This window comes from Aureispira anguillae (assembly GCF_026000115.1).
In the GTDB taxonomy this organism is placed as follows: Bacteria; Bacteroidota; Bacteroidia; order Chitinophagales; family Saprospiraceae; genus Aureispira; species Aureispira anguillae.
The window spans coordinates 3,948,632-3,972,775 of sequence record NZ_AP026867.1 but is presented as its reverse complement, the minus strand read 5'-3'; the positions used below and the strand labels follow the sequence as shown (position 1 = coordinate 3,972,775).

Here is a 24,144-nt window from a genome sequence, read left to right as displayed (position 1 = left end):
TCTAAATAAACGGATCGTTTATTATAGCCATTCACTTAATTCATTACTCCGTTAAAAAATCGTATTCGACTGATTATTACATGAGCTAGCAAAGCTAGGTTGTCAAAATGATGCAATTTCATCGTTCAAAATATTAGTTGTTTGATAATCAACGGAGTATTATTAATTAAAAAACAATAAAAAATGAATATTATAACAACATTAGGAGAACAATTAGATGCTGATCTGGCAGGAATAAGTTCTTATAAAATAGAAAGGAGTCGCACTAAATTTGGTGTTCCATCAAAAGATATTTCGGCTAAGATTGAGGCTACTTACGGTTTGAGTGATGCGTTAAAAGAATCCTTAAAAAGCATTTATACTCAGGTCAAAGAAATTTCTTTTTATTGGAGCTTAAACGATGCAGCGAATGATGATTTGTTGGCAAAGGACACTTGGCTGAATGGTGGCTATGGTGATTATTTAAAGGATCAGGATTTGAGTGGTTCTATGAATCTGGTGTCATTTGATGAAATGATGCAGGACAAAAGTTATTTTTCTTATCTGAAAGGCAATGGGGTAGAATATTTGCCCTTGGATAAGCATTGGGCTTTGGGGGCTGGTTTGAAAAAGGATAAAGGAAAAGTGGAAGACAATGTTTATTTATTTAATGCAGAAGGTGCTGCTTTGATGGACATGAAAATAGGTGTCTTGGAATACATCAAATTGGCAGCTCAGGCAAGAGGGTTTTATTATTGGCAGTATGCCTACCTAAGTAAGGAGGGAATCTACAATAAACATTTAAAGGAAATGTTGCCAAAAATTTTTCACAACTCAGCATTAGATTTATCTAATTTTTAGAAAAAAACAGTACACTGTAACAAAACTAAAAGACTCGATTAAAAAATAGTTAGAAGTGTACTCAGGATAAAAACAAAAAATAATCGATAATTAAAAATATGGATAATTTATTCGAATCAAAAAAAGTAGCCATAACTGGTAAATTTACGGCACTCAAAAGAGGTGAAATAGAACTGCGTTTAGTGGCATTAGGGGCTAGCATTACCAAGTCAATTTCTGCTAAAACCGATATTTTGGTAGTAGGGGAGAAAGCAGGTTCTAAACTTCAGAAAGCAAAAGCCTTAAATTTGCAAATTATAGATGAGGGGGCCTTGGTTTTAGAATTTGGCAAAATAGACAATTCTAAGTTAGAAGCTGTTACAAAAGATGCTCAAAAAAAAGCGAATACGGCCACAACAACAAAAGTATTGGACGAAGAGATTGCTAATTATATAACTCAGGACAAGGAAAAGAATGGTCTAACCTTAGCGCAGCGTCTCAAATTATATTTTACCCTTTTGGGACAACGATCAGATATTTATATTCATGGCAATTGGAGTGGAGGGAAGCCTCTTGCAAAGGCATTTGGCAAAGCTGCGAGTGTCAGTAGTTTAAATCGATGGAAAGGAAAGTTGCCTTTGGAGTATCTTGCTTTTTTAACCGAAATGGGAACGTTTGATTTTGGATGGAGTTTTCGAGCACTTAGCCCTCAATTGATTAAAGATGATTATTTTGAACAAGGAGAGCCTTGTGCCTTGTTGCATTTTAGAGGCGTGAGTAGAAGTCCTAAATGGTACCCTCGACCTGATTATGACGATGAATATAACTATGTAGCAAGGTTGATGATTGACGAAATGGTAGCAGAGGGATATACCGAATATTCGTACGATGAGGGAGAGACTAAGACGGATGCTAAATTGATTTTTGTCAATCACAATGACTGTGATAGAAGTTATATGGGCAGCCTTGAATCGTATTTCACGGAAGGGGCAAAAAATGCTTTTGTGTGGTATTGGCAATGCCAATCTTGGACAGGGCAGCATGCGCTGGAGGAGCTTAGAAAAAATTCAATTCCCGCTACTTCCTCAAAAGAGGAGATTTTGAATCGTTTTATAACCAAAGGTTACACCAAGGAAGAAGCCGAAGCACTCCACCAATGGCTGGGGAAGGATGTAGTTTTGCTACTTGAACAAGATTAAATACGGTTTAGTCTAACACTTTGGCACATAAAAAAATAATCGCTTCGCCCTTGATAAATATCAAAGAGCGAAGCGATCTAGCTAATACATCTTACTTAACTAATTTCATTTCTTTGATTAAGTGCCCCGCTTCGCCATATTTATCAATGACCCAAAGCACATAACGAGCATCTACCACAATATTGCGGCATCTAGACTCGTCAAACATAAAATCACTCATGGTACTTTCCCAACTTCTATCGAAGTTAATTCCCATTAAGTTACCTTCAGCATCAATAACAGGACTTCCTGAATTACCACCAGTAGTATGATTAGAAGCAGTGAAACAAACCCATAGTTCGCCGTCTTGTTCATAAGCACCCCAGTCACCTTCTTTGTATAATTTTAGGAAGCGATCGGTGAGTTGAAAATCAGGATTTTCAGGATCGTATTTTTGCATAATTCCTTTAATGGTAGAGTAGTGGACATACTTCATGCCGTCAACAGGCGCAGAACCTTCTACCTTACCATAAGCAATACGCATGGTAGAATTAGCATCAGCCCATGTTTTTTTGTCTGGAAACATTTTAAGAACTCCCTCAACATAAACTTTCATCAATGCTTGCTCTTGCATAACAAATTCTCTATAAGAAGGAATGGTAGTTGCTGTAAATGTATTATAAAGCTCATTAGCCATTACTAAAGCAGGATCTTTGAGTAGCTTTTTGCATGATTTTTCGGTAAATTTATCTAAGGCAGCTTTGATTTTTTCTGGATTCATAATCATCGACTTCGCAAAGATCTTTTCGCCATTTTTGCTCCAGTTTTCGCTAAAACCTTTGGGCAACAAACTACGCTCAACATAATTGATGTACATTGGCGTTAATTTTTGAAAAATTTGCTGGTCTAGTGCTTGGTCATAGTTTTTGAAAAAACCGTTCACTTTCGATTTTAAGCGTTTGATTTCATCCTCAACCTTGCCCTTTTTTTCTAATTCTTCGTAGTTGCTAGCTAGGGTATTAAATTCGTGAGCAAAGCGCAAAAATTCAGGACCAACATAAAAATATTCTATAAAGATAGAACGAGAAAATTCATATTGGCTATTTTCTTCTTGGAGTTTGTTAAGTTCTGCCAAGACATTTTTATACTTTTTCCAATCCATTTTTTCAGCCGCTTTTTTGCGATACTGCTCTTCCCATGCTTGTTTTTTGTCCAAGGCATGCAATTCTTTTAAACCACCAATTTGTCCAATCCATTTTTTCCAAGCATTGGCAATACGAGCTTGTTTAGAGGCGTATTTAATACGAATTTCGTCGCTACCATTCATGGCAGGCTTCATCAAATCAAGGCTAGTTTGGCGCATTTTGATTCTAGCAGGACGCTCTTGCTCCATGTAAAATTCCAATTTCGAAGAACAAAAGTGTTGGTCAGTATGTCCAGGAAATCCATAAACCATTGTAAAATCGCCTTCTTTTTTAGGTTTTAAACTAATTGGAAGAAAATGAGCAGGTTTGAACGGTACATTATCTTTGTTGTGTTTAGCAGACTGATTATCTTTGTTGGCATAGATTCTAAAAACAGCAAAATCTCCTGTATGGCGAGGCCAAACCCAGTTGTCAGTATCTCCTCCATATTTGCCAATAGCAGAAGGTGGAGCGCCAACCAAACGGATGTCGTTATAATCTTGTGTTACCAACATAAAAAATTGGTTGCCAAGGTTAAAATCTTTGATTTTTGCAGTGATAGAAGGATCCGATTGTGCTGCTTTTTCCAATTTAGCAATGTTCGCTAAGATGATTTTACTTCGCTCAGCACTGGACATCCCTTCCTTAACCCCTTTAAAAACATCTTCGGTTACTTCTCTAATTTCTTTCACAAAGGTTACTCGCAACCAAGGACAAGCCAATTCTTCGGCTTTGTTTTTAGCCCAAAAGCCATTTTTAAGATAATCTTTCTCCACAGAAGAATGGCTTTGGATCGCACTAAAACCGCAGTGATGGTTGGTAAATAGTAACCCCTCTTCTGAAACAATCTCAGCAGTACAGCCTCCATTAAATTGGACAATGGCATCTTTTAGACTAGATTGGTTGGTCGAATAGATTTCTTCTGGGCTCAATTTCAAGCCATAGGTCTTCATATCAGAATGAAACATATCTATTAGGGAGGGAATCCACATTCCCTCAACCGCAAAAGAGCAGTTGTTTAAGGTTAAAATTAAGGCAATTAAAAGAGCAATTTTTTTCATATTCTGGAGTTTTTTACGACTTCAATTAGATTAATTATAATGCTCAAAGCTACAAATTTTAATCTTAAGTATATAACGGATTCGACCGACAAATAGAATTGTTCTTCCAACAGAAGCTTTTGGTGTTTACCCAAAGACTATTCTCGTGTAATTTGTTTTCGAATACGACTGAGCGATTGTGGTTCAACTCCCAAAAAGGAAGCGATGCTTTCGACCGAGACCTGAAGTGCTAACTCAGGAGATTGTTTTAGAAACTTAAGGTATCGCTCTTTGGCGGTCAATAACTGAAAATCTTTTACTCGATCCATCTTACATTTCAAATGTTCGTTGGTTATCTGCTCAATGAAATTGCCCCATTTAGAATCTTTGCTTTTTAGTAGTTCAAAATCAGGTTTGCTAATTTTGCAAGTTTGAATATTGGTAACCGCTTCAAAATAATCTAAAGAAGGAGACTCCGTCATGAAGCTATCCAAAGAACCAAAAAAATTATTGGGAGTTACAAGATGCCCAACTACTATTTTCCCTGCTTGATTTTGATAACCTTTGACAATGCCATGGCATAAAAAATAAAGATGGCGTTCTACTTGTCCTGCTTTTAATAAACAGGTAGTGGAGGTGAATGCTTGAGGAATAAATAACTGTTCAACCAGCTCTTTATCTGTAGAAGATAAGGGCATTCTAGCAGTGATGTAATCAAGAAATTGTTTCATTAGCATTTATTTTATACCTTGTTTTTCCAGTCATTTTTTAAATATTTTAAAGCAGCAATCAACGCTTCTTTAGAGGGTTTAGGGCTAAAACCCAATTCTTTTTTAGCCTTTTGGATGTTATAATCTTGGTGTAACCCATAAAACATTTCGAGATAGTGGCGTTGTAGCAGTGGTTCTTTGCCCGTTATTTTGCTACTCAACTCCATAAGCCCTGCAATAGAATATAACAAAAAATAAGGTGCTTTGGGCGGAATTTTTAAGTTTAACTCAGGAAATAGTTCTTGAGCAATGCGCACACTCTCTCGTACAGAAGTGTGTGTCTCATTTGCTAAAATATAACGCTCTCCATCTCTACCCTTTTGCATAGCTGCATAACAACCCCAAGCAACATCGTTAACATCGATCCAGTTCAGTGTAACATTGGCATCAACACTGATTTCACCCTTTAGAATTTGTTCTACTAATTGGTTGGAATAACTGAGTCGATATGCTCGACTTCCAATCATTGCAGAAGGTAAAACTAAAACGGTTCTAATTCCAAGTTTTCGACCAAGTTTTAGGGCTAATTTATCCGAGTCATTCTTGGAGTTATAATACCAATTGCGGCGATCTTTGTTGTAGCCGTTGCATTCTTGGGCAGGGAGTTGGGTGAAATCCAAGGCAGCTACGGAACTGACATAAACAATTTCTTGAATTCCCTGGGCTGCTGCCGCTTCAAATAGGTTTTGTGTACCAATTACATTGTTATCATAAATTTCTTTCTTAGGGTTTTTTGCCCACATTTTGAATGCTGCACCAACGGCATAAATTCGTTTAACGCCTTTGAATGCTGTTTGTAAAGAATCTTTATTCATTATATCAGCATAGGCAAGTTCGCAGTTTAGCCCCTCAAAAGGAATGCTGTTGTTGATGTTTCTGACGGTAGCTCGAACAGCTATGTTTTTAGACAATAACAATCGAACTAAATTGTTCCCCAAATGCCCATTGGCTCCCGTTACTAAAGAAATTTCTTTGTTCATAATTCATAGTTTGTTTTCTGCCAATTTGAATGATTGAATTGGCTTGTTTAATGATGTAGAACAAAGATGAATGGATCTTTATTAAAATAAAATAACATTTGTTAGATAGGATTCCGTCTATTGTTTAGGTAGGCGATAATTGGTAATTAAAAACTGTTCTTCAAAGCCCAATTTGAGATAAAGTCCTTTTCCCATGTTCGAAGCTTGTAAGGTCATATAATCTCGTTTCTCTTGAACGGCCCAATTGATGAGTTGCTGCATAATCAAAGCCGCTAAGCCCTTTCTTCTGTGTTGAGGGGGAACACCAATAGCGTGTACTCCAATATTGTTATGGGTTGGATTGGTGAGCGCAGTGCCAATCGCTTGATTTTCGTAATAAGCAATGTAATAGGAAAAAGAACGGTTTTTTAAAATCGTAAGCGGACTGATTCGATATCGAAATGCCTGAATAAATAAATCTGTCCATTGTTTGGCTTCTGATTCTTGGGTTACTTTCTGTAGTTTGAATTTTTTGGAGATTGAATATTGATTTTCTAATTTTAAAACCATAGCCATTTGTTCAAAATAAGCTTCAAAACCTTCTTGAATTAAAAGCGGTTGACTGTCTTGGGGATAAATATCCCAGTATGGAATGGTTAGCGAAAAGGGGGCTTGATGGATTACTTTTTTTGCTTTTAAAATACTTTCGGAATTAGGCATTTGGTGAAACCATAAACGGTTGGGCCAAGCAGCATCGTTGATCCAGCAGTAATCAAAGTCAGCATTGGAATAATACGATTGAAATGCGCTACTTCCTATCCTCCAAAGATCTGTTAAGTTCGCCAAATTAGCGTTTTGTAGTATGCTCTTTTGCATGATTGAAATTTATTTAGTGTTAATGAATAGAATGCCTATAATCATAGCAGTTGCACCAATTGTCCGTCGAATATTTAGGGGCTCAACAGGAAGATTAAACCAGCCAAAATGCCCTGCGACTAAGGAGAAAAGTAGTTGTCCAGATAAACCAAATGAAATCATGGTTGATAGCCCTAGTTTGGGGATGGTATAATAATAAAGGCTAATTCCGAGAACGCTAAAAAGTCCGCCTGTAAACCATAAATAGCTCGGAATTTTTTGAATTTCAGACCAACTAGGGTAATTGTTAGGGCTTATTAGAACGAACAAAAAGGCAAATAAGGTACTGCAAAAAAAAGCAATGACGGCTGCCAATAAAGGATGCTTTAATAGCTCTCCTAATTGTGCATTAAGCGCACCTTGCATTGCTAAAAAGACCCCTCCTAATAGTGCTAAAAGCGATAAAATATAAGAATTCATAGTAGAACTAAATCCCTTTGTAAAAAGAACCAATGGTTGAAAAATAGAACTACTTTGAGCGCATCATTCATCCTAAAAAATCCAAGTTGTTCTTTTGGGTTAAGTAATAAAACAAAGATAGAACAAAGGATTTTTTACTGCATTTACATATGTTGATTGAGCGTTTTTATTTTAAACTTTTTCGTATTCTACTCAGTTGAGTAGGAGTAATGCCTAGGTGTGCAGAGAGGTGTCGTTGAGGAATTCGTTGATCAATATTCGGATGTTTTTCAAGGAGTTTAAGGTAGCGTTCTGTTGCATTTTCCATAACGATAGAAATTTCGATGGGTTCTTTTTCTAGCACCCAATTCTTTTCTAGATAAGCAATGTAGAAATTTTTTAAATCTTCCTTTTGATCAATAAAGGCTCTATATTTTTTGTAATTGAGGTTGATAAAGATGCAATCTTCTAAAGCTTCTAGTGTAAAATTAGAAGGACTGTTTTGCAATAACGAGACGGTTGAGCAAGCCAAATCTGTTTCTAGAAAAATATTTTTATTATAAAAATTGCCTGCTTCATCGGTAAAATAAGCTCGCAGTGCTCCTTGGCAAATAAAGTGAATGTTTCGGGCAATCTGACCATATCGCAAGACAAAGGTGCCTTTGTCTACCGTTTGAAATTTAATAATAGACCGTATCAATTCCCAAGAAGAGGAGCTAATAGGGCTATGGTAACTTTCTAGTTTTGCTTTTAAGGCAGCAATGTACTGTTCTTGATCAAAAGCCATAAACGATTACTTAGTAATTTTATTCATCCAATTAATACCGTGTTGAACCATTGTATTATTATTTCCCAAATCGATTCCAAAATGTCATTCGAAGCCCTGAATTAAAACTAACTGCTCCTAATGCGCCTACTCCTGCACGAATAAAAAGCTCAACTTCTCGGATATGTTGGCGACGATAACCAACCGCAGAAATATGAAAACCGACTTCACCAATTACAGTTGTAAAAAAAGGATTAAAAACATTTTGGTGTGTGGGAGGACGAGCACTAAGCTCTGTTTTGGACAATTGAGCGCCTGCTCCAACATGTAGCATTAGCCATAAACTTTGTTGTTTAGCAATGGGAAATTGAGCCTTTGCTAGAATGGGAATACTCAAGGCTCCCATGCCTTTGTAATGCGCTAAATCAAGGGCAAAAGGAGCATATTCTATCGCACTTTCAATGGATAAAATCCAACGATCAACATCTCCAAACCAAACATTAAAACCTAGTCCAGGTAGAACATTGAATACTTGCCCAGAGGAACTAAGAGAAAGGTCAGCCTGACTTGTTTTTTGGTACCAACAGTAAAGGTTATAATTCATGAACAAGCCATAACCAACATATAATTTGGGAGTGGCTTGTTTTTCTTGTTGTGCATGAATTGCTGTTGATAAGCAAAGCGTAAGACTGAGAAGGGTTAAGAATTGTTTCATTGTTATACGTTCTTGATGTTTATTGCGATAGATCTGAATAGCCGTCCTTCAAAATAAGACAGCTATTCAGACTAAAAAAACTATTCTCCTTGCATTAGGTCTTTTAATGCTTGCCCTTGAATACAAACCACAGATGGTTTGGGTTGGGCAGTACCACCTTCTGGCCAATGGCTGGTTAAGTTGTCGAGATCTTTACTGCGTTCACCAGGATGCTGGATGCTCAAAAATAGTGTTTCTCCATCAGGAGAAAATACAGGACCCGTTAATTCTGCATCAATAGGAGCCGAGGCAACCTGAAGCACCTTGCCTTTGTCTTTTCCCCAAGAAGGAACCATAAACAGACCATTATTGCCAAAGGGTAAATAAGGTTCTGTATTGATAGAGCTGCCTGAAATATCAGAAGTAAACCATAGGTTTCCTTTAGGATCAAATGCCATGTTATCAGGGCAGGCAAAGCCAGTAGATTCACCCCCTGCCAGAAAGGTAGAAGCAACAAACTTCATAGAAGTTTTGTTTTCATTGTCCGCTTCTTCAATTTTTAATATTTCACCCAAAAAATCGCCTTTAGGTTTGTTGTTGGTTAGTGCAACCAATACATTGCCAGTTAAGGGGTCAATTTCTATATCCTCTGGGCGATTGAGCGGCGTTCCACCAACAAGTTTGGCTGCTTCTCTCAAACGAATAAGAATTTCCGTTTGATTGGCAAAATTTTGGCGCAGCACTTCTTGGTCGTTGTAGTCTAACGAAATCCATTCTCCTTTGCTTGTATTGGCAACATACAATTTGCCTTCTCGCAAGTTATTAGGCTCCTTACTGATAAATTTATACAGACATTCATCATTAGAATCATCTCCAGAATAGACCACTAAACGACCATCTTTAGCTTGATGAACGGTTGCACATTCGTGAGCACAACGCCCTAGAGCTACCAACTTTTTGGCGGCACCCGTTAAGGGATTTACTTCAACTACCCAGCCATAGTGTTCTGGTGGATAATCATAGTACTGAGACCAACCATAATCTCTGCCTGTGATTCGCTTAGGGTTTTTGGGATCAGAATAGTCTGTTTCTCCATAAAACATATCATAGTTTTCTTCACAGGTTAGAATGGTTCCCCAAGGAGTAATCCCCCCTGCACAGTTGGCAAAGGTGCCAATGGCTGTTGTACTGCCAAGAATTGGTTCGTCCCAATCAAAAGGAATTTCCGTTTTGGCGGTTAGACGGCGATTGTGTTCATCGTTAGGGACAACTTGCCATTTGTTTTCTTTGTTTTTTTTGATGCGAAGAAGAGAACCTCCTACCGAATACATTTCTTTTTCAACCTGTTCTTTTGTTTTTTTGCTTTTATCTCTATCGTTATAACCGCTAACAAATAACTCTTGGAGGTATTCATGGTTTACCCATAACATACCATCATTGGGATTATTGGGATCAAAAGGTACAAAAGCGAGATAATCGTTGTTAAAACCGAATTGATCTAAATCAGAGATTGGATCGTTCCATTTGATGAGAATGTCGTACTCTAGACCATTTGCTAGGACTAATTTGTCTTCTAAAGAATGCTGAATATCTTCCAATGGGAAGGAGCGTGGTTTTGAGGGAGCTACTGTTTGTTGGGTAGGTTGTTCTGTGGAGGTGCAAGCCTGTAAGTTGACCAAGAACCCACTAGCGCTAAGCCCAACACCAGCACGACCTAAAAATTGTAAGAAACTCCTTCTGTTTTGTTTTTTCATGATTTTGTATAGCTTTGGTGGAGTGCTAAAATAAAAAAAACTAGGTAGAATTTTGCCTCTACCTAGTTTTTTAAAAAATTGATAAAACAAGCCTATAAACTGAATGCCTGTTCTTGATGTAAGCAGTTTGTGCCTGCTAAAATCACTTAAGGAGTTTCAGGCTCTATTTCAGGCAAGTTTCTTTTGATAAAAGTTAGTGCATTTTCATACATAATTTTATTAACAACTTCTTCAGGAGTAAAATTATACATAAAGTTTTCAATTTCTTTTACCGAATACAAGCCTTTTATATCTCTAGGATTCTTAAAAAACTCAAGTAGATCTCTGTATAGATTAACCATGTCGCTAGAAGAGTCAAAAACATCTAGATGGCGAGCATGAGAGTCAAACTGTGAGCTAATACAGATCATGTTCCACGCTTCTATATCATTACTCATGTGGATTGCTTTGCAGATATTTCCAACAATTGCTTCAATCGCAATTCTACGTCTATCAGCAGAATTGGGGATTGCTTCGTCATAGCGTCGTTGAAATTCTTTCCCCATTAATTTATTTTTGTCTAAGGATAGAGCGATCAATCCTTGCGACTGTAGAATAGAGGTTAAGTCTTGACGGCACATATTGGAGAATTGATGACTGAGTAATTCTCTTTTATCATCTCTACCGTAGGCATTATCTTTTTTGCTGAGTCCACTAACTCCAACCCCTGTAGCAATGATAGGAATGGTGTCATTGCGGTAGCGTTGATCCTTGATGTATTTGTAATACCATTCTCTACTTCTTAGGCTCATTCCGCCAACATCAATTAATATTCTGCGTCCCTTCTTTTTATTTAACAATCTAGCAATCGCTTTTTGTCCCAAACTAGTGATGTCATCATCAATTGTTGTTGGGCGTTTAAATGCTTCTTCCTCATTAAGAGAAAAACGAGAAGTTTTACCACAAATTCCATCTTTAAAGAAATTGCCAAAATTGATGGAGAAGATGGGTATGTCCAAATATTGAGCAGGATCCTTTTCAATAGGGGTAATACCTTTTAATTTGTTGATGTTGGTCAATATAATATTTTGATATTCATCGGTATCAACTTGGTCTTGCTCTATGTATAAGTAATTGCCCAAACTGTGCCCTCCACCAATGCTGACCAAAAAGCCAATTTTGGTAGGATCATTAAGCACATAGTCGATGTCGTTTTTGGTGCGAAGAATAATAGACTGGTAGGTTCTACCATTTTTGTGATAATTGTATTGCAATTCTTCTTTTAAGTAAGCCAAGTTCGACAATACCAAGTCAAAATAACCAACATTATTGAGAATGAAATTTTCTTCTCGATAGGACATTCCCGTAAGACAACCAAAAATTTTTGAACTAGAACCAGGTGTCAAAAAAGGACTATGCATAAACTGACGTTCTGTGGGACTAATAATTTGATTGGAAATTTTGACATTTCCTTTGACCAAATCATACAAAGAACTTTGGTTGTTGCGAGAAATATGATTAAAGGCATTGCTTAATTCAATGGGAATTTCTTCTAAATCTAGCCCACAGTCGTTTTCGATGCGTTCCCACATGCTATGTCGTTTTACCTTTCTAGATTTAAATGCTTTTTGGGTAGAATAAACCCCCATGTCGAATATTTTGATAGGATCTTGTTTGGGGCGTTTTATTTTGGGAGGAGAACTATCTTGCACATTTAGGGCAGATAATTCTTCTGCAATAGGATCAATTGGTTCGGCAATGGTAGAATCATCTTGTGCCAGACTAGTATTTAGCGCACTAACTAGTAGACAAAGGAGCAAGCTATATGTAATGTTCAACTTCATTGATTGATATTTAAATGGCTTTAAGAGTAGTTGGATATTGACCTTCTTCTATAGAAGATAATGCCATATTGATATAGATACAAGATAATCGACTGGTTTTTAACCAAATTTTCACAAAAATACCTAAAAAGACTGTTTTCGCAATAGAAATAGTATAGATATTCTATAATAATGAAGATTTATTCTACCAAGAGTTGAATCAACTCTTTGATTGATACACTTTATCAAAAAGAATTTAGTTTTTGCTTTTGAAGCAGTCGATTTTGTTTTAAAATTGGCAAATAAGTAGCTTGTGCTATATCAGAATAAAAAACAACTTGTTGGAGAAAGTCATATTGCAAGGTTTCCCAATCTAGGTCATTATAGATTTTGTTGCGCATCAATTCCCATTCTGCTCTTAATTTAGGCCCTGTTTCAAAAAAATGCTCTGTAGTGCCATAACCAATATCAGCATCTTTAATAATTTCTTCCAGCTGATTGCTAGGTTTAACCGTTGTTTTGGTAGCTTCTATACAAGCTGAAACTTTATCCAATTGAACGGCATCTAATGTTGAAGCTAGGTAATTTCGAGCAATGACAATTCCTCTATCCTCGTGTTGATCATAACCGTATAAGTAGCCAATATCATGAAACCATCCCGCAATTTTTAGCAGTGCTATTTGGCGAGGAGGTAATGTTTGAGATAAAGCCTCAATTCTTTGAACAACACCAATGGTATGCTCCAAATTATGATAGGGCAATTTACTGGTATTGGCTTGCTCAAAGAGTTGAGTAACGTATTGCTTTATCTGCTGTTCAAGTGGTATTAACATGTCCTATAGACTTATGATAACTCCTGATTTAAGTGGTATTTTTTGTATGATTTTAGAGTGTTCATAATTAAGGCTGTGACCGTCATAGGACCAACACCACCTGGTACTGGCGTAATAAAACTACATTTAGGCGCAACACCTTCAAAATCTACATCTCCTACCAAACGATACCCTCGTTTTCGGCTACTGTCTTCTACCGAATTGATGCCTACGTCCAAAATAACAGCTCCATCTTTTACCATATCAGCCGTTACAAAATTGGGAATCCCAATAGCAGCAACAATAATATCAGCACGACGAATTTCTTCTGCTAAATTTTGAGTGCGGCTATGCGTAAGTGTGACGGTACAGTTGCCAACTTTTGCTTTGCGAGACATCAGAATACTCATGGGAGTCCCAACAATATTAGAACGCCCAATAACGACACAATGTTTTCCTGAGGTTTCAATGTTATAACGTTCTAACATGGTAAGCATTCCAAAAGGAGTAGCAGGGATGTATTGAGGCATTCCTTGTGCCATGAGTCCAAAATTAGTTGGATGAAAACCATCTACGTCTTTATTGGGCGCAATAGCGAGTGTTACTTTATCTTCAGAGATATGCTCAGGAAGCGGAAGTTGCACAATAAAACCATCTACATTTTCATCTTTATTGAGTTGATCAATAATGGTTAATAATTGAGCTTCTGTGATGGCACTACTTTCTTTGATGAGCGTAGATTTTATTCCTGTTCGTTCACAAGAACGCATTTTATTTCTAACATAGCTGGCACTAGCAGGGTTGTCCCCAACTAAGATAGCAACCAAATGGGGTAGACGATGACCTTTTTTAGACCACGATTCTACGTCTATACGCATTTCTTCTTGAATATCTAGGGCAAGTTGTTTCCCATTAATTAGTTCCATGTTATTCTGCTTGTTCTTTACTGGTTAAGAATTTGGTTGTAGATTCTAATGAACTTAAAATTTTGCGTTAAATTATGGAATTAGTGACAAACAATTGTAAAAAGGACAAACAATTATTTATAATTGCGAGAACTGATACTAATATAAGGCTTGCAGGATAGACTTTAGCACTCGTTTCTTCATTTCTTATTGTCTTAAAAAAATGTCTATCGATTGGTAGTCTTATTTTTAGCACTTCAATAAATGAAAAAAGCGTTTATGACCGAGCTCAGCTTGTTGGATCATAAGTGAAAGGCATAAGAAAGAGAACAATGAGCAGTAGGAGGATAAGCTCAATGTTTTTGCCTTTTTTGAAGAAAATCATGCTAACGCTTGATAAACAAAAGTGAACAAATTTTATAAAAATGAAAATTAATTCATAATTTATGGTATGGAAATTAAGTTATAGTATCATATAATGTGTTTAATTTGTTTACCTTTTTGTTGAGTAATCTATTAATTGTTTATTGGGATACAATTATAGATGGGGTTTTGGAGTAGAGATTGACCACTAAATTTACTTTATAAGGACGAGTTTGGACGTACAGGAAGGTACCTAGAAATCCATTCAAACACCATCTATCTTAGAGGCCTAGATAGCTGTATAAACTATTGCTAGACTTATTGAATTAGTGTGTAATATCAGTTCATACCTATGATGATGAAAGATATGTTTTTTAGGCGATTTTGCTTAGCACAATAATAAAACAATATGCAAAAACCATTTTTAATTGGCTTGACGGGGGTAAGTGGCTCTGGTAAAACTACTTTTTTAAAACGTTTGGAGACTATTTTTGGCAAAGATGAGCTTTGTGTTATTTCACAAGATAATTATTATAAGCCACGAGAAGAACAACTCATAGATGACGAAGGGATACGCAATTTTGATTTGCCGACTTCAATTAACCGAGCTGAATTTTATCAAGACATTTTAGAATTATTAGCAGGAAAAACGGTAGTGAGACAGGAGTACACGTTTAATAATGATTTGGCAGTTCCAAAAATGTTGGAGTTTCCCCCTTGTCCAATCATCCTAATTGAGGGCATCTTTATTTATCATTATAAGGAAATTAAGGACTTAATGGATCTAAAATTGTTCTTGCATGTAAAAGAAACCACCGCCTTAAGTCGCCGTATTCGACGGGATCGAATAGAACGTAACTACCCACTGGAAGATGTATTGTATCGGTACAAAAATCATGTTTTGCCAACCTATGAGCGTTATATCAAACCTTTTCAGTATGAAGCGGATTTGATTATTAATAATAGTGATAATTTTGATGCAGGTTTAAATGTAGTGGTCACTTATTTACAATCTGTATTAAAGACTAGAAAGGGATAGTATGCTAATTATGTTTTTATTTAAGATTATAACAATCATAGGTCTTATCTATGCTCTAGTTTGCCTGATGGCTTATTGGTTGCAAGAAACTCTTCTGTTTCATCCAGAAGTATTGCCGATGGATTTGGTCTTTAAGTTTGAGCATAATTTTGAAGAATTATATTTGGAAGTTGCCGAAGGAGTGCATTTACATGCACTCCATTTTAAGTTAAAGGCACCAAAAGGATTGGTGTTTTATGTGCATGGAAATGCTGGTTCTTTACAAGATTGGGGGAGTTTGTCTAGCTTGTATGCTTCATTGGGCTACGATTTGTTGATGTTTGATTATAGGGGATTTGGAAAAAGTAATGGCAAAATAACAAGCCAAAAACAATTTTTTGCAGATGTACAAGCTTTTTATGATTACGCCAAAAATTTATACGACGAATCAACCATTCTGGTAGAAGGTTTTTCTATTGGAACAGCTAGTGCTACCAAAATAGCTGTTGATAACAATCCTAGGTATTTAATATTAAAAGCACCTTATTATAGTTTACCTCATCTAATCAAAACAAAGCACCCTTACTTACCGTCAAGCTTATTAAAGTACCGATTTATGACCATTGATTTTTTGAAACAGGTAAAGTGTCCTGTTACGATTTTTCACGGTACGATAGATGAGTTAATTCCGATTGCTAATAGTGAACGTTTGGCAGCAGAGGTGCCTAGGGTAGAATATATACCTATTGTAGATTGTTTGCACAATGATATTCCTTATCAAGAGATTTATAAGAAAAAAATGCAAACTTTACTGATTTAAAATGTGAAGAGAGGCCTTAGTTCTCTTTTTTATGAGTATTCTCAACTTATTGTACGGCATCAAATTTTTTCAATTTTTTATTCTCACAAGGGCAAAATTTGGGCAATTTCAAGAGTTGAAAGACAACACTAGGACCAATAAAACCAGTTTTAGTAGAATTCAAAATTCTCCTTGGCTCTACTTTTACTACTCTAAATTTGCATTTGCCTGCCCAAAATTCACTGCCTTTGCCAACTCTGTAAGTACAAGAAGTATCTTTTTTTAAATCACTTACAGTTACCCCCGCCCAATAACCACTAGCCATAGAATCATTGGGTAAAGTATATTCTCCTATAAAATAATCCTCATATTTTGGTATTACTATTCCACACTCCCATCCTTTGCAAATAGGAAATAAATAACCCTTCCCTTCTCCAAAAATAGGATCATCTCCATTAGAATGCCATGCATAACGTTTGCATTGGCAACTGATTGCTACACTAAAAAAAATCAGTAAAAATAAAAATGTTTTTAGTTTCATCTTAGTCTAAGATATAATAACGTGCAAAATACTTTTCTAAGTCTTTTTTAGTTAGCACAAGATGCTCTTTTCCGTGAGGATTGTTTAGCCATATGTTATTAGCATCTATTTTATCCAAATAATAATTGTGCTCATAGTAAATTTTTTGCTCATCTTCTGTTTTGTAAAATAGATCTTCAATATTGTTAGGTTTAAGCAAAGAAGAAAAGTTCGTTGCTTTTTTATTTTTATAAGCGTTGAGCAAATCCCCCCACAACAAGTCCAAATCATTGGTCTTAAAATCAGCCATATTTACCTGCTTACCTGTTAACAATTGCAAGACTTCATCAGCAGCTCCTTTATCAATACCATCATAGCCCCCTCTAGCCGTAGCAATGGCTTTTTCTAGTACCTGTACCCAAAGTTCTCGATCTCCTTTCCCTGCAAAAACATCCTTACCATATTGATCTACTACAAATTCTCTTTTGACTTTTATTTTCTCTTTTGTTCGTTCCAAAGATTTAGGATCCTTGCGGAGATAGAGCGTCACTTCAAAAGAACCATCTGCTTTTTCTTCAATCAGTTGCTCTATGGCTTTAGGATTGGTTTTAGCTAAAGCGGCTATTGGACTCAATACAAAACAATCCTCTAAGATTCCTTGTTGCACATCATTGGCTTCTATTTTGTGCTCATCTCTTTTTCCTTGTTTGTATAAACCTATTTTTTTGTGTGGGTCAATATATTTTAGATCTCTATTCTCTATTGTTTTTAGTTCAGGATTTCCTTTAATCAGCATTGATGCCTTTCGGGTATTAGAATCTTCTAAGCCTTTTTTTATTGTTTGCAAATGTATGCCCCATTCCTCCCTCAAACTCTTTTGATACCATTCAGCATAAGCGGTCTTAAATTCTTTAGGAGCTTCCTCCAATAAGGTTTTAAGAGCTTGCATATTATCATACAACTTTTGGGTATTTGCTACGTTTTCTTCAGTTACTAGTAAAGCATTGCAATTGGGACGGCTTTCATCTCTCCATAGTTGCACCAATTCTTTATATAGGGTAATTAGGGCATTGATTTTTTCAGATAAAGCGTTGTCTCTAAGGCGTTGTTCTTTTATTTTGGAAAAGTGTTGGATATATTCGACCCACCCCTGTTTGGGATCGTTTAACTTATTCTTAGTTTGTTCTTTCCAAGTACTAAACTTAGGACTCATAGCAGGGCTAAGTTCTTCTTTTAGTAATTCATATTGCTTAATAAAGGTTTCAGCCTCTTCTTTAATTTTATTCAAAAAAACAAGTAACTCATCTAAGAATTCAAGTGTATAAGGTTTCTTTTCGTTAAGAAAAGCTTGAATCTTAGGTGTCCAATCTTTTCTCCATATTGAAAATGAAGTTCTATATATTGTCCAATATTCATACAGTTCTTCGTCTTTAAAGTCTATGGAAATAGAATAGACGATAGCTGCTTCTTTGTATTTTTTACAGCATTTTTGAAACAGCAACTTTATTTGTGCTAATTTTCCTTTTAATTCCTTATAGAGAACTTGGTCACTTTTTGCTAAGTCAATTGTTTCTTGATAAAGTAGCTCTATAGCCTTTAACTCTTGTTGGGTTTGGCGTAATTCTTTTTGCGTCATAGTATTTATATCTGAATATAGGACAAAATAGATAAAGAATACTTGTAAGGTGCCGTTTAAGCTAAAACCTATCTTCCGATTTTAGATCCTAGCTCGCTTTGCTATTATATATTATAGTCTAACGTCTTAAAATAGCTCAACTAAAACCCTACTTTATTTAATTCTATTTAGCTCGCTTCGCTTGCGAGCCAATAGGCTGGGTTTGTTTTATAGCTTGTTTTATATTTATATTCAATCGTTGCAAATTACTCCTGATTGCGTTGTGGCAATTCAAATTTACGTTTGAGCGTAAAGCTTTGCCCTAAATAAACCTCTCGTACCTTTTCGTCACTGGCTAATTCCTCAGAGGTACCTTCTCTAAAAATCTTACCATCCACCATGATGTAAGAACGATCGGTAATAGACAAGGTTTGTTCTACACTATGGTCGGTAATAAGAATACCAATGTTCTTTTGTTTGAGCTTAAATACAATAGACTGAATATCCTCTACTGCAATGGGATCAATTCCAGCGAAGGGTTCGTCCAAAAGGATAAACTTGGGATTAACTGCTAAGGAACGAGCGATTTCGGTACGACGACGTTCGCCACCCGATAGCGTATCCCCATTACTTTTGCGAACCTTGTGCAATCGAAACTCATCTAGGAGCTCTTCCAGTTTTATCTCTTGTTCTTTTTTGGTCAATTTGGTCATTTCCAGAACCGCACGAATGTTGTTCTCTACACTCAGTTTTCGAAAGATAGAAGATTCTTGAGGAAGATAACCAATCCCCAGTTTGGCCCGTTTATACATCGGTAATTTGGTGATGTCTGTATGGTCTAGATAAACCTTGCCGCTAAGGGGCTTAACAAAGCCCACGGTCATATAAAATGTGGTTGTTTTTCCAGCACCATTAGGACCTAATAAACCAATAATTTCGCCTTGTTTTACCTGTAATGAAACACCTTTTACAACGGTTCGGTTGCCGTATTGTTTCATCAAATTATCTGCTCTGAGTTGCATTTGTAATTCCTGATTTGCCTATAAATTAGAGGCTAATAATAAATTTAGATCTGTGTATTTAACATTAAAAAAGTCACTGAGATATTTATTGGTTAAGCAACCTTTGTACATATAAACTCCATTTCTAAAACCAGGGGAAGAATGTAAGAGTGCTTCTATTCCTTGTGTGCCGCCAGCCTCCAAGAAAAAAGGCGTTAAAATATTACTAATGGCTTTGGAGCTCGTTTGCGGAATTCTCGCTACAATGTTGGGAACGCAATAGTGAATGACATCATATTCAATAAAGGTTGGTTTGTCATGAGTGGTCATTCTAGAGGTGGCAAAACAACCACCTTGGTCGATACTAACATCAATAATGACAGAGCCCGATTTCATGTTTTTTACCATTGCATCACTAACAATAATAGGGGTACGCCCTATTTCAGAGTGAATGGCACCAATGACAACATCTGCATGTTGCAGTTCTATTTCCAATTCAGGGGAATTGAAGGTCCCTGTATATATTTTAGTTCCTAAGTTTCCTTGCAATCGCATCAGTTTACGTATGTTATTATCAAAAACACGTACTTCTGCGCCATAGCCCAAGGCAACACGAGTTGCGACTTCTGCGACAACACCAGCCCCTAATATTACAACCTTAGTGGGAGGAACTCCAGGAATACCACCCAATAAAACACCAAGCCCATTGCTACTTTTAGAGAGCAATTCAGCAGCAGTTTGCATGGCACTAATTCCAGCCATTTCAGACATGATTCGAACAAAAGGAAAAATTCCAGATTGATCTTTCATGTATTCCATTGCCAAAGCTGTAACCCGCTTTTGCTTTAATCTATAAATATATTCTTCGGATAAAGAAGGCAAATGAATTGGTGATATAATAATTTGGTCTGGATGACAAAGATCAATTTCGTCCAAGGAGGGAGGAGCTACTTTTAGGATTACCTGCGCCTTAAATACTTGCTCAGAACTATAAGCTATTTCTGCTCCAGCTTCTGAATATTCAAAATCTAAAAAACCAGATTCTAATCCCGCATCTTCTTCTACAATGATTCTATGCCCCGCTTTGATTAATGCCTTAACTGCAGCAGGTGATAGTGCAATTCTATTTTCTTGAAAGGAAGTTTCTTTAGGGATGCCAATAAATAATTTTGATCTTCTTTGAGGAATTTCTAGGCATTCTTCCTGTGGAGTTAGCATGTTTTGGGTTAGACGGTGAGGGATGTTGATCTTTCTTTTTTCCATATAGATTGCGTGTTTGCGAAGGGGAGTTACAAATACCTAAAATAGATAGCTGGGGTCTTTTATTTTAGTTTATAACGAATTAATATTCTTTATGTTAGGTTTTGGTAATATAAATTTGGGTTTTTCTTTGCTAGAAACAACCTTTAAGATAGGGAAGAAATTGAACTAATGTGTTTAAAATGCTCACTTTTTGTAAAGCATTAACAAGATTGGGGGGCTTTAACTTTTTATTTCATGAATTATCGCTTCCCAGTCGCTTCAATGCTGCTTCACGATTTTTTATGAAGAAACACAAAAGAAACTGGGATGCGAATAAAAATATGAATCTAATTAGTGGTTGGTGCATCAGGACGACGTTCCCAAATTGTAATTAAAGAAGGGGGAGGTCCTCCAGCTTTGCCCTGTTGTTGCAAGCTCCTATTTTGTTGTTGCCACTGTTGCATACGTTGATTAAAATAGGGGAGTGCCTCTTGGTTCCATTTATAAGCGGTTTGGTAAATAATAGGGCCATTTTGAACTTGGCGAGTAGGAATCGATTCTGCCACACCAATTAAGTTATAATGCTTTTGATGATTCTGTTCAATGAATTTAAAGACTCTATTGGAAGTATCTCTATTGAGCCAAGAAGTACTCATCCAAGTATAAACAGAGATGCGTGGTTTTTTAGTTTCTATATCATTGATAAATTCATCCTGCAATTGCTTCATATAGCTGCCATTGTCTACCAACGGATAACAAAAGGCATGCCCTGTAACACTTTTTCTTTCTGCATAAAAACCAATTTGTGGTTCCGAACAAGCAATGACGATTTCATCCTCTGGCTGGGTGTATTTTTTTATAAAATCGCCAAGTATTTTAGATTCGGGGAAAGGATTGGTGCCGTAAGCATTTCGTAATATTTTGTCTTGATTGGGACTGAAAAAATAATCAGAATCAAAGCGTATGATTTGTGTCCAAGCAAAGATAAAGAGTACCAAGGGAATGGCAACCCCCCATTTTACCTTAAGCAAGTTGTTGATAAACAAACCTGTGTTTTGCACAAACATTCCATTGAGTAGGGCTATTGCAGGAATTAGGATCACAAAATAATGTTGGTAAAAATGAAAACCAGTAGCCAAGGCAAAGGTCATAAACAAGGTAAAAAGTAGGGTGAAAATGCGCCATTTTTGTTCTATTTTTACTAAAAACATAGAAACGATGCCTCCTAAAGCCAAGTACCAAAGCCATTCTTGTTGGGCGAGCACTCTATTAATTTGTATTTTGAAGATTTCATAAGAAGCACCAGTCTCTGAAGAGGTGGCAAATTCACTGGGCCAGGTAAAGGTGTAAAACCAGAAGTCGTCAAAACGACCGTTGATAAACATATACAAAACAACCAAAAGGTAAGGCAATATAGAACCAATGACCAACAAAACTTCACTCAGGAACCATTCTTTCCAATTGATTGGACGCTGTCTGAAAAATTCAAAAATGACATAAAAACCTGCGAATAACATAAAATGAATGGCCTGTTGTTTGACCAAAAAAGCAAGCCCACAAGCTAATCCTGCCCAGAAAAAACCAATTCTTCTTTTATTGTCAATCGCACGAATCAGGGTAAAGAGTCCTATTAAACCAAATAAAATACAAAAATGCGTAGCATGTGCCGCAAAACCAAGTAAATTAGGACTCAAACTTAATATGGCAAAGGCAAAGGTTGCCGTAACAGCAATGGTCTTATCAAAGAAATACCGTGCAAAGGCAAAAAGCAATAAGATATAGGCAACATCAAATACCAATAAGCCCATGTGTATCCCTTCTATAGAATGCCCAAACACACTAATAAACAAGGCATAGAGTAAATACAAAAGAGGAGGTTTGATTTCGTATATTTCAGAATATAATGTTTTACCTTCTAGCATTTGATAAGCCATGTAGGCAAAACCTCCTTCATCTCGCTCAAAAGGAACACTTAATAAATTAAAGCGAACTAAAAGTACAAATAAAACCAATGCACTTACCAAAATTATATCCCAAGTAAATAAACTGGGTTTAGCATTTTGGGGATTGGTAGAAGCTTCCTTTGGGCTTGTCTCTAGCTTCTTTTTTGTTGGTTTAGCTTTCTTTTTTTCGGTGGTGGTGTTCTTCTTTTTACGATCTCCTTTTGCCATGAAATTGATTCTTCTTAAAAGATTTGAGTTAAAAGCACGTTTATAATTGTGCGTTTCCAGAAGTTTAGATCACTTCAACTATATTTTCTCAAATATAAAATTCCTATAAGCAAAATGGTAGCATTATGTGTAAATTTATCTTAATCTTATTAGATGTGAGTATCTTTTATGCTTTTTAGTCTACTTAGTTGATGAAAGTACCATCTTTAGTTGCAAAAACAGAAAATTAGCAGGCGACTAATTTAATACTAGAACCAAAAAAGGTTACCTTTGCACTCTTACTTACTAATTATTTTAGTTTTAAACGTGTTTGTGCTCTATTGTAGCCAATTCTTTAATTATAACAGATGGATCATAAAAAACTCATCATTTTTACAGCCCCTTCAGGAGCTGGTAAGACAACAATTGTTCGGCATTTATTAAAAGTTAGAAAGGACATCTCTTTTTCCATTTCAGCCTGTACTCGAACGCCACGATATGGTGAGGTGAGTGGGATGGATTATTATTTTTTGAGTTCAGATGAGTTTAAACGCAAAGTAGAGAACGGAGATTTTGTAGAATATGAAGAGGTTTATGACAACCAATTTTATGGAACTTTAAGAAGTGAGATTGAACGACTTTGGGGCTTAGGGAAGCATGTCTTATTTGATATAGATGTAAAAGGTGCTTTATCGATCAAACAAAAATATGGCGAAGATGCTTTGTCTATTTTTGTAAAACCTCCGTCTTTTGAAGTGCTCAAAGAGCGATTGATGAATAGAAAGACAGAAGATGAGGCTAGTTTGAGAAAACGCATTAATCGGGTAAAAGAAGAAATGACTTATGAACGTCATTTTGATATGACCTTAATAAATAGTGACTTAAAACAAGCCTTAGCCGAGGCAGAGGAGATCGTAGCGAACTTTTTAACTTTAGAAACGAGTTCTTCTTAGTAAAAAGCTTTCTTTGCTGACTAGAAAAGCTTATATTTAATGGAAAAACGATTGCCATAAATATTAAAACGTTATCAAGCATGGAAACAGCAATAACACATGATATACGGGTCAGTGTAGAAGCCATGTATCAGTCAATGTATTCCAAACCATTGGCAAAAGAGTATATACATGCTTATCGAATTACCATTGAAAACCTAGGAGAAGAAACGGTACAATTAATGCGTCGTCAGTGGCTTATTTGGGACTCTACAGGAGTTGTCCGAAAGGTAGAAGGCGATGGGGTAGTTGGTTTGCAACCAACTTTAGAGCCTGATGGTCTTCATCAGTATGTGTCAGGCTGTCCTTTAAAAACAGACATAGGAAAAATGTCTGGAAGGTATACGATGCAACGTTTGTCAGATGGCGTTTTGTTTGATGTTGAAATTCCTACCTTTTATTTGATACCACCATTTAAGCTAAATTGATGGTTTAGCTAAAATAGCA

The 24,144-nt window shown here is 36.3% G+C and carries 22 protein-coding genes; 6 read left to right on the top strand and 16 right to left on the bottom strand.

Features of this window, described 5'->3' with window-relative positions:
• Positions 1–183 precede the first annotated feature (183 nt).
• Both AsAng_RS15450 and AsAng_RS15445 read left to right on the top strand, forming a co-directional pair.
• Complete coding sequence (locus tag AsAng_RS15450) at positions 184–840, top strand: hypothetical protein (protein ID WP_264787997.1); 657 nt, start codon at positions 184–186, stop codon at positions 838–840.
• A 98-nt stretch (positions 841–938) separates the two neighbouring features.
• A complete protein-coding gene (locus AsAng_RS15445; RefSeq protein WP_264787996.1) occupies positions 939–2,018 on the top strand; it encodes a BRCT domain-containing protein in 1,080 nt (359 codons plus the stop codon).
• 91 nt (positions 2,019–2,109) lie between these two features.
• On the opposite strand, the gene AsAng_RS15440 is transcribed toward AsAng_RS15445, so the two are convergent.
• The 11 genes from AsAng_RS15440 to folD all read right to left on the bottom strand — a co-directional run bounded on the left by AsAng_RS15440 (position 2,110) and on the right by folD (position 14,018).
• The gene (locus AsAng_RS15440; protein ID WP_264787995.1) at positions 2,110–4,242 is read right to left on the bottom strand and encodes a S46 family peptidase; all 2,133 of its coding nucleotides are present in this window, start codon (positions 4,240–4,242) and stop codon (positions 2,110–2,112) included.
• A 137-nt stretch (positions 4,243–4,379) separates the two neighbouring features.
• A complete protein-coding gene (locus AsAng_RS15435) occupies positions 4,380–4,952 on the bottom strand; it encodes a Crp/Fnr family transcriptional regulator (protein WP_264787994.1) in 573 nt (190 codons plus the stop codon).
• An 11-nt stretch (positions 4,953–4,963) separates the two neighbouring features.
• Entirely contained in the window at positions 4,964–5,971 is a 1,008-nt protein-coding gene (locus tag AsAng_RS15430) for an NAD-dependent epimerase/dehydratase family protein (protein WP_264787993.1), read from the bottom strand.
• 117 nt (positions 5,972–6,088) lie between these two features.
• Positions 6,089–6,826 carry a GNAT family N-acetyltransferase gene (locus tag AsAng_RS15425; protein WP_264787992.1) on the bottom strand — a complete coding sequence of 246 codons (738 nt, stop codon included), beginning with the start codon at positions 6,824–6,826 and terminating at the stop codon, positions 6,089–6,091.
• 9 nt (positions 6,827–6,835) lie between these two features.
• A complete protein-coding gene (locus AsAng_RS15420) occupies positions 6,836–7,285 on the bottom strand; it encodes a DMT family transporter (RefSeq protein ID WP_264787991.1) in 450 nt (149 codons plus the stop codon).
• A gap of 166 nt (positions 7,286–7,451) precedes the next feature.
• On the bottom strand, positions 7,452–8,051 hold the full coding sequence (locus tag AsAng_RS15415; RefSeq protein ID WP_264787990.1) for a Crp/Fnr family transcriptional regulator: 600 nt from the start codon (positions 8,049–8,051) through the stop codon (positions 7,452–7,454).
• Positions 8,052–8,109: 58 nt separating this feature from the next.
• Positions 8,110–8,745, bottom strand: a complete 636-nt coding sequence (locus AsAng_RS15410) for a hypothetical protein (protein ID WP_264787989.1) — start codon at positions 8,743–8,745, stop codon at positions 8,110–8,112.
• An 80-nt stretch (positions 8,746–8,825) separates the two neighbouring features.
• A complete protein-coding gene (locus AsAng_RS15405; RefSeq protein WP_264787988.1) occupies positions 8,826–10,478 on the bottom strand; it encodes a PhoX family protein in 1,653 nt (550 codons plus the stop codon).
• Positions 10,479–10,624: 146 nt separating this feature from the next.
• Entirely contained in the window at positions 10,625–12,301 is a 1,677-nt protein-coding gene (locus AsAng_RS15400) for a hypothetical protein (RefSeq protein WP_264787987.1), read from the bottom strand.
• A 224-nt stretch (positions 12,302–12,525) separates the two neighbouring features.
• A complete protein-coding gene (locus tag AsAng_RS15395; RefSeq protein ID WP_264787986.1) occupies positions 12,526–13,113 on the bottom strand; it encodes an HD domain-containing protein in 588 nt (195 codons plus the stop codon).
• 11 nt (positions 13,114–13,124) lie between these two features.
• Entirely contained in the window at positions 13,125–14,018 is an 894-nt protein-coding gene (gene folD, locus AsAng_RS15390) for a bifunctional methylenetetrahydrofolate dehydrogenase/methenyltetrahydrofolate cyclohydrolase FolD (RefSeq protein ID WP_264787985.1), read from the bottom strand.
• A 751-nt stretch (positions 14,019–14,769) separates the two neighbouring features.
• Between folD and AsAng_RS15385 the strand changes: the two genes are divergently transcribed.
• Positions 14,770–15,399 carry a uridine kinase family protein gene (locus AsAng_RS15385; RefSeq protein WP_264787984.1) on the top strand — a complete coding sequence of 210 codons (630 nt, stop codon included), beginning with the start codon at positions 14,770–14,772 and terminating at the stop codon, positions 15,397–15,399.
• Between the two features lies 1 nt (position 15,400).
• A complete protein-coding gene (locus tag AsAng_RS15380; RefSeq protein ID WP_264787982.1) occupies positions 15,401–16,198 on the top strand; it encodes an alpha/beta hydrolase in 798 nt (265 codons plus the stop codon).
• 46 nt (positions 16,199–16,244) lie between these two features.
• Here AsAng_RS15380 and AsAng_RS15375 read toward each other — a convergent pair whose 3' ends face one another.
• The 5 genes from AsAng_RS15375 to AsAng_RS15355 all read right to left on the bottom strand — a co-directional run bounded on the left by AsAng_RS15375 (position 16,245) and on the right by AsAng_RS15355 (position 22,726).
• Positions 16,245–16,718 (bottom strand): hypothetical protein, encoded by a 474-nt coding sequence (locus AsAng_RS15375; RefSeq protein ID WP_264787981.1) that lies wholly within the window; start codon positions 16,716–16,718, stop codon positions 16,245–16,247.
• Between the two features lies 1 nt (position 16,719).
• Positions 16,720–18,333 (bottom strand): C2 family cysteine protease, encoded by a 1,614-nt coding sequence (locus AsAng_RS15370; RefSeq protein ID WP_264787980.1) that lies wholly within the window; start codon positions 18,331–18,333, stop codon positions 16,720–16,722.
• A gap of 245 nt (positions 18,334–18,578) precedes the next feature.
• Positions 18,579–19,334, bottom strand: coding sequence for an LPS export ABC transporter ATP-binding protein (gene lptB, locus AsAng_RS15365; protein ID WP_264787979.1), 756 nt, complete (start codon positions 19,332–19,334; stop codon positions 18,579–18,581).
• 18 nt (positions 19,335–19,352) lie between these two features.
• Positions 19,353–20,576, bottom strand: coding sequence for an alanine dehydrogenase (locus AsAng_RS15360; protein ID WP_264787978.1), 1,224 nt, complete (start codon positions 20,574–20,576; stop codon positions 19,353–19,355).
• 326 nt (positions 20,577–20,902) lie between these two features.
• On the bottom strand, positions 20,903–22,726 hold the full coding sequence (locus AsAng_RS15355) for an ArnT family glycosyltransferase (RefSeq protein ID WP_264787977.1): 1,824 nt from the start codon (positions 22,724–22,726) through the stop codon (positions 20,903–20,905).
• A 347-nt stretch (positions 22,727–23,073) separates the two neighbouring features.
• On the opposite strand from AsAng_RS15355, the gene gmk reads away from it, so the two are divergent.
• Positions 23,074–23,658, top strand: a complete 585-nt coding sequence (gene gmk / locus AsAng_RS15350) for a guanylate kinase (RefSeq protein WP_264787976.1) — start codon at positions 23,074–23,076, stop codon at positions 23,656–23,658.
• 80 nt (positions 23,659–23,738) lie between these two features.
• On the top strand, positions 23,739–24,125 hold the full coding sequence (apaG, locus tag AsAng_RS15345) for a Co2+/Mg2+ efflux protein ApaG (RefSeq protein WP_264787975.1): 387 nt from the start codon (positions 23,739–23,741) through the stop codon (positions 24,123–24,125).
• Positions 24,126–24,144: the final 19 nt, after the last annotated feature.

What these genes read in the sequence shown, in the direction of transcription:
- AsAng_RS15450 (WP_264787997.1), top strand. Translation starts at nt 184, where the DNA reads ATGAATATTATAACAACATTAGGAGAACAATTAGATGCTGATCTGGCA.
- AsAng_RS15445 (WP_264787996.1), top strand. Translation starts at nt 939, where the DNA reads ATGGATAATTTATTCGAATCAAAAAAAGTAGCCATAACTGGTAAATTT.
- AsAng_RS15440 (WP_264787995.1), bottom strand. Translation starts at nt 4,242, where the DNA reads ATGAAAAAAATTGCTCTTTTAATTGCCTTAATTTTAACCTTAAACAAC.
- AsAng_RS15435 (WP_264787994.1), bottom strand. Translation starts at nt 4,952, where the DNA reads ATGAAACAATTTCTTGATTACATCACTGCTAGAATGCCCTTATCTTCT.
- AsAng_RS15430 (WP_264787993.1), bottom strand. Translation starts at nt 5,971, where the DNA reads ATGAACAAAGAAATTTCTTTAGTAACGGGAGCCAATGGGCATTTGGGG.
- AsAng_RS15425 (WP_264787992.1), bottom strand. Translation starts at nt 6,826, where the DNA reads ATGCAAAAGAGCATACTACAAAACGCTAATTTGGCGAACTTAACAGAT.
- AsAng_RS15420 (WP_264787991.1), bottom strand. Translation starts at nt 7,285, where the DNA reads ATGAATTCTTATATTTTATCGCTTTTAGCACTATTAGGAGGGGTCTTT.
- AsAng_RS15415 (WP_264787990.1), bottom strand. Translation starts at nt 8,051, where the DNA reads ATGGCTTTTGATCAAGAACAGTACATTGCTGCCTTAAAAGCAAAACTA.
- AsAng_RS15410 (WP_264787989.1), bottom strand. Translation starts at nt 8,745, where the DNA reads ATGAAACAATTCTTAACCCTTCTCAGTCTTACGCTTTGCTTATCAACA.
- AsAng_RS15405 (WP_264787988.1), bottom strand. Translation starts at nt 10,478, where the DNA reads ATGAAAAAACAAAACAGAAGGAGTTTCTTACAATTTTTAGGTCGTGCT.
- AsAng_RS15400 (WP_264787987.1), bottom strand. Translation starts at nt 12,301, where the DNA reads ATGAAGTTGAACATTACATATAGCTTGCTCCTTTGTCTACTAGTTAGT.
- AsAng_RS15395 (WP_264787986.1), bottom strand. Translation starts at nt 13,113, where the DNA reads ATGTTAATACCACTTGAACAGCAGATAAAGCAATACGTTACTCAACTC.
- folD (WP_264787985.1), bottom strand. Translation starts at nt 14,018, where the DNA reads ATGGAACTAATTAATGGGAAACAACTTGCCCTAGATATTCAAGAAGAA.
- AsAng_RS15385 (WP_264787984.1), top strand. Translation starts at nt 14,770, where the DNA reads ATGCAAAAACCATTTTTAATTGGCTTGACGGGGGTAAGTGGCTCTGGT.
- AsAng_RS15380 (WP_264787982.1), top strand. Translation starts at nt 15,401, where the DNA reads ATGCTAATTATGTTTTTATTTAAGATTATAACAATCATAGGTCTTATC.
- AsAng_RS15375 (WP_264787981.1), bottom strand. Translation starts at nt 16,718, where the DNA reads ATGAAACTAAAAACATTTTTATTTTTACTGATTTTTTTTAGTGTAGCA.
- AsAng_RS15370 (WP_264787980.1), bottom strand. Translation starts at nt 18,333, where the DNA reads ATGACGCAAAAAGAATTACGCCAAACCCAACAAGAGTTAAAGGCTATA.
- lptB (WP_264787979.1), bottom strand. Translation starts at nt 19,334, where the DNA reads ATGCAACTCAGAGCAGATAATTTGATGAAACAATACGGCAACCGAACC.
- AsAng_RS15360 (WP_264787978.1), bottom strand. Translation starts at nt 20,576, where the DNA reads ATGGAAAAAAGAAAGATCAACATCCCTCACCGTCTAACCCAAAACATG.
- AsAng_RS15355 (WP_264787977.1), bottom strand. Translation starts at nt 22,726, where the DNA reads ATGGCAAAAGGAGATCGTAAAAAGAAGAACACCACCACCGAAAAAAAG.
- gmk (WP_264787976.1), top strand. Translation starts at nt 23,074, where the DNA reads ATGGATCATAAAAAACTCATCATTTTTACAGCCCCTTCAGGAGCTGGT.
- apaG (WP_264787975.1), top strand. Translation starts at nt 23,739, where the DNA reads ATGGAAACAGCAATAACACATGATATACGGGTCAGTGTAGAAGCCATG.